At 69.6% G+C, this 17,155-nt stretch carries 13 protein-coding genes and 1 tRNA gene; 7 read left to right on the forward strand and 7 right to left on the reverse strand.

All coding sequences use genetic code 11. The annotated features are described in order from the left end of the window. Positions 1–57 precede the first annotated feature (57 nt). The 3 genes from ACWD4J_RS17685 to ACWD4J_RS17695 are packed head-to-tail and all read right to left on the reverse strand — an operon-like array spanning position 58 to position 3,010. Complete coding sequence (locus tag ACWD4J_RS17685) at positions 58–864, reverse strand: TrmH family RNA methyltransferase (protein ID WP_451396293.1); 807 nt, start codon at positions 862–864, stop codon at positions 58–60. After that, a complete protein-coding gene (locus tag ACWD4J_RS17690) occupies positions 861–2,174 on the reverse strand; it encodes an HTTM domain-containing protein (protein ID WP_451396294.1) in 1,314 nt (437 codons plus the stop codon). The genes ACWD4J_RS17685 and ACWD4J_RS17690 overlap by 4 nt, the downstream gene beginning before the upstream one ends. Then, positions 2,171–3,010, reverse strand: a complete 840-nt coding sequence (locus ACWD4J_RS17695; protein ID WP_451396295.1) for a DUF5819 family protein — start codon at positions 3,008–3,010, stop codon at positions 2,171–2,173. Before ACWD4J_RS17695 ends, ACWD4J_RS17690 begins: the two co-directional genes overlap by 4 nt. Positions 3,011–3,275: 265 nt before the next feature. Here ACWD4J_RS17695 and ACWD4J_RS17700 point away from each other — a divergent pair, with 265 nt between their 5' ends. Next, positions 3,276–4,409 (forward strand): acyl-CoA dehydrogenase family protein, encoded by a 1,134-nt coding sequence (locus ACWD4J_RS17700; protein ID WP_451396296.1) that lies wholly within the window; start codon positions 3,276–3,278, stop codon positions 4,407–4,409. A 72-nt stretch (positions 4,410–4,481) separates the two neighbouring features. On the opposite strand, the gene ACWD4J_RS17705 is transcribed toward ACWD4J_RS17700, so the two are convergent. From ACWD4J_RS17705 to ACWD4J_RS17720, 4 genes are all read right to left on the reverse strand, one after another. Further along, the gene (locus ACWD4J_RS17705; protein WP_451396370.1) at positions 4,482–4,811 is read right to left on the reverse strand and encodes a rhodanese-like domain-containing protein; all 330 of its coding nucleotides are present in this window, start codon (positions 4,809–4,811) and stop codon (positions 4,482–4,484) included. Positions 4,812–4,930: 119 nt separating this feature from the next. Next, complete coding sequence (locus ACWD4J_RS17710) at positions 4,931–5,803, reverse strand: hypothetical protein (protein WP_451396297.1); 873 nt, start codon at positions 5,801–5,803, stop codon at positions 4,931–4,933. Between the two features lie 125 nt (positions 5,804–5,928). Then, positions 5,929–7,338, reverse strand: coding sequence for a DUF2252 domain-containing protein (locus ACWD4J_RS17715; RefSeq protein ID WP_451396371.1), 1,410 nt, complete (start codon positions 7,336–7,338; stop codon positions 5,929–5,931). Between the two features lie 460 nt (positions 7,339–7,798). Beyond that, positions 7,799–7,885 (reverse strand) — tRNA-Leu (locus tag ACWD4J_RS17720). 984 nt (positions 7,886–8,869) lie between these two features. Between ACWD4J_RS17720 and ACWD4J_RS17725 the strand changes: the two genes are divergently transcribed. The 6 genes from ACWD4J_RS17725 to pknB all read left to right on the forward strand — a co-directional run bounded on the left by ACWD4J_RS17725 (position 8,870) and on the right by pknB (position 17,012). Continuing rightward, positions 8,870–9,742, forward strand: coding sequence for an FhaA domain-containing protein (locus ACWD4J_RS17725; RefSeq protein ID WP_451396298.1), 873 nt, complete (start codon positions 8,870–8,872; stop codon positions 9,740–9,742). Positions 9,743–9,752: 10 nt separating this feature from the next. Further along, positions 9,753–10,268: an FHA domain-containing protein FhaB/FipA gene (locus tag ACWD4J_RS17730; protein WP_451396299.1), complete on the forward strand. Its 516-nt coding sequence runs from the start codon at positions 9,753–9,755 to the stop codon at positions 10,266–10,268. Positions 10,269–10,391: 123 nt separating this feature from the next. Continuing rightward, positions 10,392–11,939: a Stp1/IreP family PP2C-type Ser/Thr phosphatase gene (locus tag ACWD4J_RS17735; protein ID WP_451396300.1), complete on the forward strand. Its 1,548-nt coding sequence runs from the start codon at positions 10,392–10,394 to the stop codon at positions 11,937–11,939. A 26-nt stretch (positions 11,940–11,965) separates the two neighbouring features. Continuing rightward, positions 11,966–13,396 carry an FtsW/RodA/SpoVE family cell cycle protein gene (locus tag ACWD4J_RS17740; protein WP_451396301.1) on the forward strand — a complete coding sequence of 477 codons (1,431 nt, stop codon included), beginning with the start codon at positions 11,966–11,968 and terminating at the stop codon, positions 13,394–13,396. Beyond that, entirely contained in the window at positions 13,393–14,841 is a 1,449-nt protein-coding gene (locus ACWD4J_RS17745; RefSeq protein ID WP_451396302.1) for a peptidoglycan D,D-transpeptidase FtsI family protein, read from the forward strand. The genes ACWD4J_RS17740 and ACWD4J_RS17745 overlap by 4 nt, the downstream gene beginning before the upstream one ends. Positions 14,842–15,011: 170 nt before the next feature. After that, entirely contained in the window at positions 15,012–17,012 is a 2,001-nt protein-coding gene (gene pknB / locus ACWD4J_RS17750) for a Stk1 family PASTA domain-containing Ser/Thr kinase (RefSeq protein WP_451396303.1), read from the forward strand. The last annotated feature ends 143 nt before the right edge of the window (positions 17,013–17,155 follow it).

A 17,155-nucleotide genomic window follows, 5' to 3' on the forward strand; every position in this document is an offset into this window, starting at 1 on the left:
CGCCACATACTCCAACTGTCTCCGCGCAACAGTTCCAACGAGACAGTCGTACGAACGTCACATTTTCCCTTCCGTGCCGCCGAGTGCCGGTCCGCTCGCGGACCAGTGGAAGAGGGTCATGGCCACGCTGGTCGCCAGGTTGTAGCTGGAGACCTGGGGGCGCATCGGCAGGGACACCAGATGGTCCGCCCGGGCGCGGACTTCGCCGGACAGCCCGCTCCGCTCGGAGCCGAAGGCGAGGACCGCGTTGTCCGGGATCTTCAGGCCGCGGATGTCCTCGCCCTCCGCGTCGAGCGCGAACAACGGCCCCGGCGGCAGATCGGCGACGTCCACGTGCTCCACCGCCGTGGCGAAGTGCAGCCCTGCGCCACCGCGGACGACCGTCGGATGCCAGGGGTCGAGGCTGCCCGTGGTCACCACACCCGTCGCGCCGAATCCGGCGGCGAGGCGGACGACCGCTCCGGCGTTGCCGAGGTTACGGGGGTTGTCGAGCACCACGACCGGCGCCGGCCGAGGCATAAGCGTCAGCGCCTCCAGGTTGGCGGTACGCGAGGGACGTACGGCCAGAGCGGCCACACCGGTGGGGTGGATGCGTGGGACGAGGCCCCGCAGCGTCTCGTCCGCGACCTCGACCAGCAGCGCACCGAGCGGATCCCGCAGGTCCGGGGCGAGGTCATCGGCCAGGCCGAGCACGGCCGCCCGGTCGCTGGTCAGGGCGACGGGGATCTGCGCGCCGAAGCGCACGGCGTGCTTGAGGGCGTGGAACCCGTCGAGCAGTACGGCTGTGTCGGCGAGCCCTCGCCAGATGCGCACCGCGTCCGTGGGCGAGGTCGCGGTGGCGGCTGGAACAGAGGGCTCGTTCATGCCGTGAAGCCTACGCGCGCGTGCTCCACGCTTTCCGGGTCCGGCTGCTCGCCCCGGCGCTGTCCCGGCAGCCGGCGTTCCCGCCTCGACCCGCGCCCGTGCGGAAACAGCGCTCCACGCGCGCGTGCCACCCATCCGCCCACGCGCCTGAGGAACGACGTCGGCAGGAAGACCGCATCGGCGGTGATCATCGCGAGCGAGAAGAACGGCAGGCCGAGCACGACGGCGATGACGGTGTGCTCGCACATCATGGCTGCCAGCAGGACGTTCTTGACGCGCCGGTTGAAGAGGGTGAACGGAAAGGCCACCTGGACCGCGACCGTCCCGTACGTCATCAGCATCACGAGGGTGCCGTGGGCGGCGAGCGCGTCGGAGAGGGCGGGCCAGGGCGAGAAGTACTCGAGCCGGAGCGGGTAGTAGACCGCGGTGCCGTCCTGCCAGCGGCTGCCCTGGACCTTGTACCAGCCCGCGGTGGCGTAGATCAGACAGGCCTCGGCCATGATCACGAGGAGGGCGGCGTTGTGGACGAGATTCGCGACGACGTCGAGGAGCAGACGCGGCTCTCCGCCCGGTGCGCGTCGCCCCACGGCCCACCACAGGCCGTGCACGGCCCACAGGCCCCAGAAGACCAGCAGCCAGCCCCAGCGGAGCTCGCCCATGAGCGTCACGACGCAGAGCGCGAGCCCGAGCACCCACCACAGGACCGGCCCGACCCTGTCGTGGCCCTCGTCCCGCAAACTCCCGGTTTCGTCGTCCCCGGAACGCGCGCCACGCGCGCGTGCCGCCTGCGAGCGCCGCAGCCGTCGCGCATCCAGCGACCAGACCTGCCCGCAGCGCGTGAGCACCAGATAGACCGACATGAGGTGAATGACGTTGTCGCCGCCGTCACCCATGAAAATGCTGCGGTTCTGCAGCGACAGCACCCCGACCATGAACAGCACGGACATGGTGCGGGTGCGCCAGCCGACCAGCAGCAGGGCACTGGAGAGCATCGCCAGCACGTAGACCGTCTCGAACCACAGCCCGCTGTCGGACCACATCAGCGCCGTGAAGGCGTGATTGCTCGCGGTGAGCTGCTGGGCCATGTCCCAGTCCCACGGGCCGTCGGGCCCGTACAGCTCACGGCGGTTCGGCAGCTCACGCAGAAGGAACAGCAGCCAGGTGGCGGAGAAGCCGATACGGATCACCGCGGTCTGGTACGGGCCGAGTGCGGTAGCCGTGACGCGCGCGACGCCGCGCGCGAGCGACGCGACCGGCCGCTCGAGGCGGTGGAGACGGTCGAATCGGTTGAAGCCGTCGAGACGGTTCACGGGGCGCTCACCTTCGTCTCCGTCCCCGTCCCCGTCTCCGTGTCCAGGCCCAGAGGCACGTCGTCCGGCGTCACCCGCCACCAGGGGAGCTCACGGAACAGGGGCCGGGTGTCGATCTTCTCGTCGCTCCAGTCGGGCGGCGCCACATTGGCCGTCCTCGAACGGACCTGTACGCGCTCGATGACAGCGCCCCGGCCGACGGGCTTCTCGCGGTCGAGACGCAGGACGACGATGCGGCGTATGTAGCGCTCTGAAAGATCACCACGCATGCCGGCCGGACGGTCCTCGGCGTCGTGCGAGGAGGCGTAGAAATCCCAGGCCCGGCGCAGTTCGTTCTGCTGGATGTGGCTCGGCAGCAGGTTGCCGTCGATGGCGGCTCCGTCCTGCGCGGACAGGTCGTACCAGTCGGTCGTCCGGACGGCTCCGTCCGCGGTACGGACCTCGGCCCGCGCCTGCACCGATATGTTCTGCTGCAGGGGATTGGGGGCGAAGAGTTTCCAGTTCTGCTCGAACTCTGGATATATCCAGTCGTTGATCGCCTGCCCGTGCTGCTTGGTGACGGTGTTCGCCGGAGCGACGTGCAGAAACACCATCGCGAGATGCACACACGCCGCGAGCGCGACTGTCCCGAGCGCCAGCGCGGCGACGATCTGGTAGCGGAACGAGAGCGCTGCTATTCCGGCCCGGGGCAGGCCGGGAGGTGGCGGCGGAGCTTCGAAAGGCGGAGGAGGCGGGGACGGCGGCTGAGCCGGGGCAGGTATGAGAGCGGCCTGTTCAGAGGAGGACGTGGCGGGCCGGGCGTCCCAGGCGCTCGAGCCCTTGTCGTACGCGTCCATTCCGCCCCGATCCCCGATTGCCGACTTTTCGCACCGGACGGTACCCAGGTCCGGCCGCCCGGCACAGCGGTCCGTGACGTTGTCCACAGGGTTGACACCTTACGGCGCCGAGCGATGCGGCTCCGGAAACCGCTTGCACCGTTCCCTTCTCATAGAACATGTTCTATCTTGACGCACCGTCAGATCCGTCACCCGGATCGATCGCCCAGCTCGACCGCCAGTGCCCGGGCCCACAATCGATCGCCGTATCGCGGGAGGACAGGCTGTGGACTTCACCTTCACCGAGGAACAGCAGGCGGCCGCAGAGGCGGCACAAGCGGTGTTCGCCGGAGTCACGCCGGACGCCGTACGCAGCCCTGCCCTCACCCCGGGCGCCGTCGCCGAGGACCTCGACCGGGCGCTGTGGGCCAGGCTCGCCGACACGGATCTGCTGAGCCTGCTCCTCGAACCCGAGTACGGCGGCGCCGGCCTCGACGCCATCGCCCTCTGCCTCGTACTGCGGGAATCCGCGAAGGTGCTCGCCCGTGTCCCGCTGCTGGAGAACAGCGCCGCGGCATACGCCGTACAGACCCACGGCGACGACGAACTGAAGCACGACATACTCCCGCGGGCCGCCCGCGGCGACCTCGTCCTGACCGTCGCCGCGGGCGGCCGTACCGGCCACGACCCGGCCGAACTCGCCGTCACCGCCGAGCGGGACGGCGACGCATGGGTGCTGGACGGCGTCCAGACAGCCGTTCCCTGGGCGCAGAACGCCGATCTCGTCCTCGTCCCCGGGCACACCGGCGAAGGGCGCACCGTTCTGGCGCTCGTCCCCCGCGGCCACGAAGGCACAGAGCTCGCCGAACAGGTCTCGACGAACGGCGAACGCCTCGGCGAACTGCGCCTGGACTCCGTACGCCTCCGCGCCCGCGACGTCATCGAAGCCGAAGGCGCCTGGGAGCGGCTACGAAACCTCCTCGCCACCGGCACCTGCGCGCTGGCGCTGGGCGTCGGCGAACGCGTGCTCGCCATGACCAGCGAATACACCGGCAAACGCGAGCAGTTCGGCTTCCCGATCGCCACCTTCCAGGCCGTCGCCGTGCAGGCCGCCGACCGCTACATCGACCTGCGCGCGATGGAGGCCACCCTCTGGCAGGCCGCCTGGCGGATCAGCACGTCCGCGGGCGGCGCGCTCCCGGCAGCGGGCGACGTGGCGGTCGCCAAGACCTGGGCTTCCGACGGCGTACGACGGGTCGTACAGACCGCCCAGCATCTGCACGGCGGCTTCGGCGCCGACACCGACTACCCGCTGCACCGCTACCACGCCTGGGCCAAACACCTCGAACTGTCACTCGGCCCGGCCGCGGCACACGAGGAAGCACTGGGCGACCTGCTCGCCGCCCACGCACTGGGCTGACCCGCCGCCGAACAGCCCGGCGGGCGACCTCGCTCCGGGCAGACGGCCTCCGCCCACAGACAGCGCAGAGCCCTAGAGCACGAAACCCGGCTGCCCCTTGGCGTCCACGACCGGACGACCGGAGGCAGCCCAGACCTGCATACCGCCGTCGACGTTCACCGCGTCGATGCCCTGCTGCACGAGGTACATCGTGACCTGCGCCGAACGCCCGCCGGACCGGCAGATCACATGAACCCTGCCGTCCTGCGGCGCCGCCTCGGCCAGCTCGCCGTACCGGGCCACGAACTCACTGATGGGGATGTGCAGCGCCCCCTCGGCGTGACCCGCCTCCCATTCGTCGTCCTCGCGGACATCCAGCAGGAAGTCCTCGGCCGACACCTCGCCGACCTCGACCGTGGGCACACCAGATCCGAATTGCATGACCCCGACGCTACCCGACCGAGCCTGACCTCTTCACGGCCGCACAGCGGGCAGCGCGACAAGCTGCTCCGGCGGCCGGCTGCTCAAGTGCTGCGCTGCCTCTAACCGGCCAGCAGCCCCGCCAGCTCCGCCTCGCGCTCCGCGACCTCTGCCAGCAGCTGCTCGGCGATCTCGTCCAGCAGCCGGTCCGGATCGTCAGGCGCCAGGCGCAGCATCGATCCGATCGCGCCCTCCTCGAGCTCGCGGGCGACCACAGTCAGCAGCTCCTTGCGCTGCGCCAGCCACTCGAGACGGGCATACAGCTCCTCGGCGGGGCTGGGCTGCCGTTCGGCGGGCACCGGCCCCGCGGCCCACTCCTCGGCCAGCTCCCTCAGCAACGCCTCGTCACCACGTGCATACGCGGCGTTGACCCGTGAGATGAACTCGTCACGCCGCTCTCTCTCCCGGTCATCGTCCGCCAGATCGGGATGCGCCTTGCGCGCCAGCTCGCGGTAGAGCTTGCGGGCCTCGTCGCTCGGGCGTACGCGCTGCGGCGGCCTGACCGACTGGTCCGTGAGCATCGCCACAGCCTCCGGGCGCAGCCCTTCCGAGTCCATCCAGTCGTGGAACAGCTCTTCGACCGCCGGCATCGGCATCACCCGTGCCCGCGCCTCGTGGGCCCGGCGCAGATCCTCGGGATCCCCGGTACGGGCCGCTCGGGCCTCGGCGATCTGCGCATCGAGCTCGTCGAGGCGTGCGTACATCGGACCGAGCTTCTGGTGGTGCAGCCGGGAGAAGTTCTCCACCTCGACCCGGAACGTCTCGACGGCGATCTCGTACTCGATCAGCGCCTGCTCAGCGTTGCGCACGGCCTGCTCGAGCCGCTCCTCGGGCCGCCGCCGCTCAGAACCCGACCGCTCACTTTCGGCAGCCCGCTCCCGCGGCTCCTGCACAGGCGGCTCGGTCTGGGGCGTCTCGGCTTCCGGGGTGGTCACCGGGCCAGCCTAGGCCACAGGTACGGGAGGGAGGCCAGGGCTCCGGAGGAAAGGGCAGGCAGGGGCCGGGACCGGCAGGTCACACGCCCCGGGGAGGGGGCCCCTCCCCCTCCCGCCCCGCCCCCTCAAACCCCGAATTCCGCCGCCATCCTCCCCGCCGTGACGGCAGTCACCAGCTCCGCGTGGTCCGCTTCCGTGCGGTCCGCGTAGGCCACCGCGAAGTGCGCGATCGCCTCGTCCAGCTCCTCGGTCTTGCCGCAGTATCCGGCTATCAGTCGTGGGTCGGCGCTGTGTGCGTGGGCGCGGGCCAGCAGAGCGCCGGTCATGCGGCCGTAGTCGTCCAGCTGGTCGGCGGCCAGTGCCGCGGGGTCCACGCTGCCCTTCCGGTTGCGGAACTGCCGTACCTGGAAAGGCCGCCCGTCGACCGTCGTCCATCCCAGGAGGATGTCGCTGACCACCTGCATCCGCTTCTGGCCGAGCACCACGCGGCGTCCCTCGTGGTTCTCCTCCGGCACCTTGAAGCCGGCGGCCGGCAGGTGCGGCAGCAGGGCGGACGGCCGGGCTTCCTTCACCTGCAGCACGAGGGGCTCGCCCCGGTGGTCGAGGAGCAGCACCACATACGAGCGGGTTCCGACGCTGCCGGTGCCGACCACCCGGAACGCCACGTCCTGGATCGCGTACCGCGCGAGCAGCGGCAGGCGGTCGGCGGACACGGTGCCCAGGTACTCGCCGAGGGAGGCAGCCACGGCGGCCGCCTCCGCGTCGGGTATGCGGCGCAGCACGGGAGGGGCGTCGACGAACCGGCGTCCGCCGTCGGTCGTGGGCTCGGTGGACTTGGCGGCGAACCGGCCGCTGGTGTTGTTCCGCGCTTTCTGGGAGACGCGCTCCAGCGTCCCGAGGAGGTCGTGCGCGTCCGTGTGGGAGACGAGTTCCTCGTCGGCGATGGCGTTCCACGCGTCGAGTACCGGAAGCTTCGCCAGCAGGCGCATCGTGCGCCGGTAGGCGCCCGCGGCGTCGAAGGCCGCTTTGCGGCAGGTGTCTTCGTCCGCTCCCGCCTCGCGGCCGGCGAGGACGAGCGATGTGGCGAGCCGCTTGACGTCCCACTCCCATGGTCCGTGCACGGTTTCGTCGAAGTCGTTCAGGTCGATGACGAGGCCGCCGCGCGCGTCCGCGTAGAGCCCGAAGTTGGCCGCGTGCGCATCGCCGCATATCTGTGCGCCGACGCCGGTGAGGGGCGTGCGTGCCAGGTCGTACGCCATGAGTCCGGCCGAACCGCGCAGGAAGGCGAAGGGAGTTGCGGCCATGCGTCCCACGCGTATGGGAGTGAGCTCGGGGAGCCTGCCGTGGTTGGACTCCTGGACGGCGGTCGGCGCGTCCGGTCGGCCGCCGTCGGCGGAGAACTCCGCGTGCGAGGACCGGGGCACACGCCCGCGCAGTGCCTTGCCCTCCTGCTTGGGCGATCCTTCCGCGGGCCATTCGGCGAATCCCCGCACACGCGGCAGCCGGGCCGCCCGGGGTCCGCCGCCTCCGCTCAGCCGGTGCGCTTCCGCTTCGTCGCGCTCCGTTTCGCCGTCGCGCTGGCCGGGAACGTCCGTGGCTTCCCTGGTGATCTCGGTCACGGCGACCGCCTCCCCCGTGTCTCGCCGCCTTGCGGACGAACATCAACTGGCCATGACCGTACCGCCGGTGACCGGAAGGCGTCAGAGCCTGTGGACAACTCCACAGTTGTGGAAAACTCCACGCCCCCACGGTGGCGTACATGACAACAGCGGTCTCAGCAGTGAATTACGTCACCGCCCGGTTCTCGCCGCACACCTCCCCTCGCCACCCCCTCAGCGAGCCGCCCCCGCCATAACGACATACGCATACACAGAGCGAGATGCAGCAGCAGGCGAGAGCGAGTGAAGCGAGTGAGACGGTCAGCACATGTGGGACACAACACAAGAAGCGGGTCCCCGCCAGGACTTTCGTCTCTGGCGGGGACCCGCTTCCTAGTGGTGCGCGAGGGGGGAGTTGAACCCCCACGCCCTTGCGGGCACTGGAACCTGAATCCAGCGCGTCTGCCTATTCCGCCACCCGCGCATTGGGTGTTGCCTTCCGGCCCCGCGTTTTCGCTGCGAGCGCCTTCCGACATGCAGAAGATTAGCACGCTGCGCAGGGTGGATTCACATCCGTATCCGCGAGCAGCCGACGGGAGGGGTCCGAGCACGCCCCTGAGGCCGCGGCGCCGCCTACGGCACCGGACCAGGCGGTCTCCGGGGGCTCCGTGGTCCCCGCGATCTCCATAAGCACCACGCACACACGCTCGCGGGCCCACACCGCTCCCGGCCCGCACGCACGCCCCGGCACAGGCGGACCGGAACGTCTCCCTCGCACGTCAACCGGCACGCTGCCCGGCACTCCCGGCCACCCCATTTGTTCCCCGGCGACCGGCCCGTCGTCCCGACACCCGCCGACACCCGCCCCGGCACCGGATCAGCACCGGCGTGGCACCGGATCTGCACCGCCTCGGCACCGCCGCTGCACGGCCCGGCATCCCCGCGGCTGCGGATCGGCAGCGGATCCGCATCGTCCGCGTACCAACCTCGTACCGGTCCCGCTCCGGACCCCCGGCGGTGGCCGAGGTCCGGAGCCGGGTGCGGGACACTGTCCTCAGGCCCCCTCTACGATCCTTTGTCGGGAACGTTCGACGGAGAACTTCACCGAGCCGCAGTGGAGCGGTCCGGCAAGGCGTCCGGAGGGTTGCCGAGCACGAGCAGTTCAGGAACGACATGAGCAGTTCAGGAACGAGCAGTCAGAGCGGAGTTCAACGGGGAGCCCCGGCGTGAAGGGGAGCCCTGGCAGGAGTTCCAGGAGGAGGCCGCGCAGGTGCCCGGACGACGTCCGGCCGGTGTCCGGAAAGGGCCTTCGACGAGGTCCGGGAAGGATCCCGGCAGCTCCGCCAGGGCATGTTTTGTGAGGGTCGACACTCATGGTCCGGGCAGACAAGGGGAACCAGCCGATTTCCCGGCGCGTGGATACGATCTGTAAGCAGTACCAGGGCGACAACGAAGGAGGAGGTGCCCCATGGGAGTCCTGAAGAAGTTCGAGCAGCGTCTCGAGGGTCTGGTCAACGGCACCTTCGCCAAGGTGTTCAAGTCCGAGGTCCAGCCCGTCGAGATCGCAGGCGCGCTGCAGCGCGAGTGCGACAACAACGCGACGATCTGGAACCGTGAGCGGACGGTCGTCCCCAACGACTTCATCGTGGAGCTGAGCGCGCCCGACTACGAGCGCCTGAGCCCCTACGCGGGACAGCTCGGCGACGAGCTGGCCGGCATGGTCCGCGACTACGCGAAGCAGCAGCGCTACACCTTCATGGGGCCGATCAAGGTCCACCTGGAGAAGGCCGACGACCTCGACACCGGTCTGTACCGGGTGCGCAGCCGCACGCTCGCCTCCAGCAGCTCCCAGGCTCCCGGCCGCGCCCCTGCGGCGCCGCCGGCCCCCGGTGGCCGCGGCGCGCCCGCGGCGGGCGGCTACGGCTACCCGGGGCCCGCGAGTGGTTACCCGCCGCAGCCGGCCGGTGCTCCTCCCATGCCTTCCTCGCCGCCGCCCGGCGGCCGTCCGGCCCCGGCGTCCATGGGCCAGCGGCCCGCCGCCGGTCCGCTTCCGGGCGCCCAGGTGCGGCGCTGGATCGAGATCAACGGCACCCGCCATCAGATCTCCCGCCCGACGCTGGTGCTGGGCCGCAGCACCGACGCCGATGTGCGGATCGACGACCCCGGCGTCTCGCGCCGGCACTGTGAGATCCGGACCGGAACGCCCTCGACGATCCAGGATCTCGGGTCCACCAACGGAATCGTGGTGGACGGGCAGCACACCACCCGCGCTACGCTCCGCGACGGCTCGCGGATCGTCGTGGGCAGCACCACCATCATTTACCGGCAAGCCGAAGGGTGAAGCGGGGGCAATGTCAGAGCTGACCCTGACGGTCATGCGGCTGGGTTTCCTGGCCGTTCTGTGGCTGTTCGTGATCGTGGCCGTACAGGTCATCCGTAGCGACCTGTTCGGTACGCGCGTCACCCAGCGCGGGTCGCGCCGTGACAACGCACGGCCGCAAGCGGCCGCCCGCCAGGCCGCGCCGCCGCAGCAGCGCCAGCAGGGCGGTGGCGGCGGCCGCCAGCGCCGCAACGCCCCCACCAAGCTGGTCGTCACGGAGGGCACCCTCACCGGCACCACCGTCGCGCTGCAGGCCCAGACGATCACCCTGGGCCGCGCGCACGACTCGACGATCGTGCTGGACGACGACTACGCGTCCAGCAGGCATGCCAGGATCTACCCCGACCGTGACGGCCAGTGGATCGTCGAGGATCTCGGGTCCACCAACGGCACATATCTCGACCGGGCCCGGCTGACCACACCGACACCGATTCCGCTGGGCGCGCCGATCCGCATCGGCAAGACCGTCATCGAGCTGCGGAAGTAGTACGACAATGAGCGAGCGGAGCGAGCGAGCGGACGCGGTGGTCCTGCCACAGGACGCCGGCGTGCTCCCGAGCGGAGGGTGGGCACCGTGCGGATGTACCCGGAGCCGACGGGCGAGGTGCGCATGAGTCTGTCACTGCGCTTCGCCGCCGGATCGCACAAAGGCATGATCCGCGAGGGCAACGAGGACTCGGGCTACGCCGGTCCCCGTCTGCTCGCGATCGCCGACGGCATGGGAGGCCAGGCCGCCGGCGAGGTCGCCAGCTCCGAGGTGATCTCCACGCTCGTCACGCTCGACGACGACGTCCCGGGTTCGGACATCCTGACGTCGCTGGGCACGGCCGTGCAGCGGGCCAACGACCAGCTGCGGATGATGGTCGAGGAGGACCCCCAGCTCGAGGGCATGGGCACCACCCTGACCGCCCTGCTGTGGACCGGTCAGCGGCTCGGTCTCGTCCACGTCGGCGACTCGCGCGCGTATCTGCTGCGTGACGGCGTACTCACGCAGATCACACAGGACCACACCTGGGTGCAGCGGCTCGTCGACGAGGGCCGTATCACCGAGGAGGAGGCCACCACCCATCCGCAGCGCTCCCTGCTGATGCGCGCGCTGGGCAGCGGCGACCACGTCGAGCCGGACCTGTCGATCCGTGAGGTCCGCGCCGGCGACCGGTACCTGATCTGCTCGGACGGCCTGTCCGGGGTGGTCAGCCATCAGACGATGGAGGACACCCTCGCCAGCTACCAGGGCCCGCAGGAGACCGTGCAGGAGCTCATCCAGCTCGCGCTGCGCGGCGGTGGCCCGGACAACATCACGGTGATCATCGCCGACGTCCTCGACATCGACAGCGGCGACACCCTGGCCGCTCAGCTGTCCGACACCCCGGTGGTGGTCGGCGCGGTCGCGGAGAACCAGCACAACCAGCACCACCTGCACGACAACAGCGCCATGCAGACCCCCGCCGGCCGCGCGTCGGGCCTCGGCCGTCAGGCGCCCGGCCAGGGCGGCGGCGAGTTCGGCCCGCCCGGCAGCGGCGACATCACCGGGTACGTTCCCCAGCCCGGCTTCGGCGACTACTCGGACGACGACTTCGTCAAGCCGCGCAAAGGCCGCAGGTGGCTCAAGAGATCCTTCTACAGCGTGCTGGCGCTCGCCGTGATCGGCGGCGGCCTGTACGGCGGCTACCGCTGGACGCAGACGCAGTACTACGTCGGGCCCAACGACGAGCACGTCGCGCTGTACCGCGGCATCAGCCAGGACCTGGCCTGGGTCTCGCTGTCGAAGGTCGAGAAGGACCACCCCGACATCGAACTCAAGTACCTGCCGCCCTACCAGCGCAAGCAGGTCGAGGCGACCATCGCCGAGGGCAGCCTCGGCGACGCCCGCGACAAGGTCGAGGAGCTGGCCGTGCAGGCGTCCGCGTGCAAGAAGGACGCCGAGCGCCGCAAGGCCGACAGCGAGAACGCCAAGACCGGCGAGGGCCAGGCGGGTGGCACCACGGGAACCACCAGCACCACCGCCACCAAGACCTCGGTGGTGACGAAGGCCTCACCCTCGCCGAACCCTTCGGCGTCCTCGACCGACAAGTCCACGACCGCACCCACTCCGACACCCGGCCCCAGCCTCTCCGACGAGGAGCAGAAGCTGGTCTCGCTGTGCGGTAAGCAGTAAGCAGCCGTGAGGGGCCCTGTCACACCATGAGCACGAACACGTCGACGCACCACACGTCAACGATCGGCGCCATCGGCGCGCCCAGCCGCCGCAACACCGAGCTCGCACTGCTGGTGTTCGCCGTCGCCATCCCGGTGTTCGCCTACGCCAACGTCGGCCTGGCCATCAACGGCTCGGTGCCGACCGGGCTGATGGGCTACGGCATCGGTCTCGGCCTGCTCGCGGGCGTCGGACACCTGGTCGTCCGCAAGCTCGCGCCGTACGCCGATCCGCTGCTGCTGCCGCTGGCGACACTGCTGAACGGGCTCGGACTCGTCTTCATCTGGCGGCTCGACCAGTCGGAGCGGCTGCAGCAGCTCGCCAAGCGCCAGTTGGGCGTCTTCAGCCCGTCCGCGCCGAACCAGCTGATGTACTCCGCGGCGGGCATCGCGCTCTTCGTCATCGTGCTGTTCGTGCTCAAGGACCACCGCATCCTGCAGCGCTACACGTACATCTCGATGGTCGCCGCGATTGTGCTGCTGCTCCTGCCGCTCGTGCCGGGCCTGGGCGCGGACGTGTTCGGCGCCAAGATCTGGATCAGCGTCGGCGGCTTCTCCATCCAGCCCGGTGAGTTCGCGAAGATCATCATCGCGGTCTTCTTCTCCGGCTACCTGATGGTGAAACGGGACGCGCTGGCGCTCGCGAGCCGCCGCTTCATGGGCCTTTACCTGCCGCGCGGCCGCGACCTCGGCCCGATCATCACGATCTGGGCCGTCAGCCTGCTCATCCTGATCTTCGAGAACGACCTCGGTACGTCGCTGCTGTTCTTCGGCATGTTCGTGATCATGCTGTACGTCGCCACCGAGCGGACCAGCTGGATCGTCATCGGTCTGCTGATGTCCGCAGTGGGCGCCGTGGGCGTCGCCTCGTTCGCCAGCCACGTGCAGGCCCGCGTCGACGCCTGGCTCGACCCGTTCGCCTGCTACGACACCTCGGGCGCCTGCGAGCAGATCGGCCAGTCGGTCATGTCCTTCGGCTCCGGTGGTGTCCTCGGCACCGGCCTCGGCCAGGGCAATTCCGACCTCATCGGCTTCGCCGCCAACTCCGACTTCATCTTCGCCACCGTCGGCGAGGAACTCGGCCTGGCCGGCGTCATGGCGTTCCTGCTGCTGTACGCCCTGATCATCGAGCGGGGCGTACGCACCGCGCTGGCTGCCCGCGACCCCTTCGGCAAGCTGTTCGCGGTCGGTCTGTCCGGCGCCTTCGCCCTGCAGATCTTCGTCGTCGCAGGCGGCGTCATGGGGCTCATCCCGCTGACCGGTATGACCATGCCGTTCCTCGCGGCCGGTGGCTCCTCCGTCATCGCCAACTGGGCCCTGATCGGCATCCTGATCCGTATCAGCGACACCGCGCGGCGCCCGGCCCCGACCCCTGCCTCCAACCCCGACGCCGAGATGACCCAGGTGGTCCGCCCGTGAACAAGCCCCTGCGCCGGATCGCGATCTTCTGCGGTCTGCTCGTCCTCGCGCTGCTCATCCGGGACAACTGGCTGCAGTACGTCCAGGCCGACTCCCTGCAGTCCAACAAGAACAACCGCCGCGTCTCCATCGAGCGCTACGCCTCTCCGCGCGGCGACATCATCGTCGACGGCAAGTCCATCACCAACTCCGTCGCGACGACCGGGACGGACTTCAAGTACAAGCGGACGTACAAGGACGGGAAGATGTGGTCCCCCGTCACCGGCTACGCCTCCCAGCTCGTCGGCACCAGCCAGCTCGAAGGCATCGAGGACGGCATCCTCACCGGCAACGACGACCGGCTGTTCTTCCGCAACACCCTCGACATGCTCACGGGCAAGACGAAGGAGGGCGGCAACGTCGTCACCACCCTCAACGCCGCCGCTCAGAAGGCGGCCTTCGAGGGCCTGGGCAACAAGAAGGGCGCCGTCGCCGCCATCGACCCGTCCACCGGCGCGATCCTGGCGCTCGCCTCCACGCCGTCGTACGACCCCTCGGTCTTCGCGGGCCTCAACGACGGCGACAAGTTCGAGGCGCTGGACAAGGACAAGGACAAGCCGCTGCTCAACCGCGCCCTGCGCGAGACCTACCCCCCCGGCTCCACCTTCAAGGTCGTCACGGCCGCCGCGGCGCTGGAGAACGACAAGGTCACGGACATCGACGCCAAGACCGACTCCCCGGACCCGTGGCCGCTGCCGCTGTCCACGAACAACCTCACCAACGAGCACGGCGCCTGCGAGAACGCCTCGCTGCGCGTGGCTCTGCGGGACTCCTGCAACACCGTCTTCGGCAAGCTCTCCGACGAGGTCGGCAACAAGGCGATGATGGAGGAGGCCGAGAAGTTCGGCTTCAACGAGGAGCAGTTCGTCCCGGTCCGCGCCGTCGAGAGCGTCTACCCCGAGGACAACAGGCCGCAGAACGCCATGGCCGGCATCGGGCAGGCCTCCAACCGGGCCACGCCGCTGCAGATGGCCATGGTCGCCGCGGCCGTCGCCAACGACGGCGTCCTGATGCAGCCGTACATGGTCGACCAGCTGACCGCGCCGAACCTCGACGTGATCGAGAAGACCGAGCCGAAGAAGCTCAGCGAGCCGATGTCGAAGGAAAACGCGCAAAAGCTGCAGTCGATGATGGAGACCGTCGTCACGGAGGGCACGGGAACCAACGCGCAGATCCCCGGCGTTACCGTCGGCGGCAAGACCGGTACCGCGCAGCACGGCCTGAACAACAGCGAGAAGCCCTACGCCTGGTTCATCTCGTACGCGAAGACCAGCGAGGGTTCCCCGGTGGCCGTGGCCGTCGTCGTCGAGGACGGCAGCGCCGTACGGGAGAACATCACCGGTGGCGGTCTGGCCGCCCCCATCGCCAAGGCCGTGATGAAGGCAGTGATCGACAGCAAGGAGTGAAGCCGGTCACGTCACCTTCACAACGGTGCACGTTGCGATACCGGTCCTGTATCAGGTGACGTTCTCGGCCAGGTCATGGGCGGCGAGCCAGGTACGGTATGCCCGGACAGCACACCGCCGGACCACACGTGGGTGCGGTCGGGACCGACGGAGAGGGCTGGTAGGTAGCTATGGAAGAGCCGCGTCGCCTCGGCGGCCGGTACGAGCTGGGCCAGGTGCTCGGCCGTGGTGGCATGGCCGAGGTCTACCTCGCGCACGACACCCGGCTCGGCCGCACCGTGGCGGTGAAGACGCTGCGTGTCGACCTCGCGCGCGACCCGTCCTTCCAGGCCCGCTTCCGCCGGGAGGCCCAGTCGGCCGCCTCGCTCAACCACCCCGCGATCGTGGCGGTGTACGACACGGGCGAGGACTACGTCGACGGGGTCTCGATCCCGTACATCGTCATGGAGTACGTCGACGGGTCGACGCTGAGGGAGCTCCTGCACTCCGGGCGCAAGCTGCTGCCCGAGCGTGCCATGGAGATGACGATCGGCATCCTGCAGGCCCTCGAGTACTCGCACCGCAACGGCATCGTCCACCGCGACATCAAACCGGCCAACGTCATGCTGACGCGCACCGGCCAGGTCAAGGTGATGGACTTCGGCATCGCCCGTGCGATGGGTGATTCCGGAATGACGATGACGCAGACCGCCGCCGTCATCGGCACCGCCCAGTACCTCTCCCCGGAGCAGGCCAAGGGCGAGCAGGTCGACGCCCGCTCCGACCTGTACTCCACGGGCTGCCTGCTGTACGAGTTGCTGACGGTCCGGCCCCCGTTCGTGGGCGACTCGCCGGTCGCGGTCGCCTATCAGCACGTACGGGAAGAGGCGCAGCCGCCGAGCGTCTTCGACCCCGAGATCACGCCCGAGATGGACGCCATCGTCCTGCGGGCACTGGTCAAGGACCCCGACTACCGCTACCAGTCCGCCGACGAGATGCGCGCCGACATCGAGGCATGCCTCGACGGCCAGCCCGTCGCGGCCACCGCGGCCCTCGGCGCCGTCGGCTACGGCGGCCACCCGGACGACCAGCAGACGGCGATGCTGCGCCCGCAGCCCGGCGCCGGCCAGACGTCGATGATGCCGCCCGTCAACCCCGACGACGGCGGCTACGGCTACGGCTACGACGAGCGCCCGGACCGCCGCCGCCAGAAGAAGAACAACACCTCCACGATCCTGCTCGTCGTGGCCGGCCTGCTCGTGCTGGTCGGGGCGATCCTCATCGGGAAGTGGGCGTTCGGCAGCAACAACACCGGCAACGAAGCGTTCAAGGCCCCGAACTTCGTCGGTGAGACGCAGAGCGACGCCAAGAAGATGGCGGAGAACGTCGACCTGAAGCTGGACATCACGCAGAAGGAGTGCGAGAACCAGACGAAGGGGAAGGTCTGCAGCCAGGACCCGAAGGCGGGCACCGACGTCAACAAGAACGACACCATCTCGCTGGTCGTGTCCAAGGGCGCGCCCAAGGTGGCCGTACCCGACGTGGAGGGCCTGACGTTCGCGAAGGCCGAGGCGCAGCTCACCAAGAAGGGCTTCGAGGTCGAGAAGAAGACCGAGGAGTCCGACCAGAACGCGGGCGTCGTCATCGGCCAGGACCCCGCAGGTGACACCGAGGTGGAGCAGGGCAGCACCATCACGCTCACCGTCGCCAAGGCGAAGGAACAGACCACCGTCCCCGACGTGACCGGCAAGACCTGCGACGAGGCCGTGCAGCAGATGAAGGCCAGCGACCTCACGGGCAACTGCACCGAGGTCGAGAGCTCCACCGTCGAGGCGGGCAAGGTCATCCAGACGGTTCCTGCGGCGAACACCCCGGTCGACTCCGGCTCGTCGGTGACGATCCAGATCGCCAAGGCACCCGCTCAGCAGAACGTCACCGTGCCCGACGTGCGGGGCAAGACCCTCAAGGACGCCAAGAAGGCTCTCCAGGACGCGGGCCTGCAGGTCGGCTCGATCACCGGCTCCACGGACGACAACGCCACCGTGTTCACCCAGGACCCGGCAGGGGGCAGCCAGGCCGCCGCGAACACCCCGGTCAACATGTTCGCCGCCGACCAGGGCAATGGAGGCAACGGCAACGGGGGCGCCTTCGGAGGCCCCACAGGCACGGCAGCGCGCACCGAGGAGTACTGACCCTCCTCGGTACCGCCTGAACGCCCACACAGGGCACGTACGGACGCCGTCGGCTGACGCAACTCAGCCGGCGGCGTCCGCTTGTTTTCGACCTTCTCGACGCGGTTCACCCCACGCAGTGAGGGCGCCATTCAATCCGGTCA

The organism is Streptomyces sp. NPDC002577 (genome assembly GCF_053594815.1).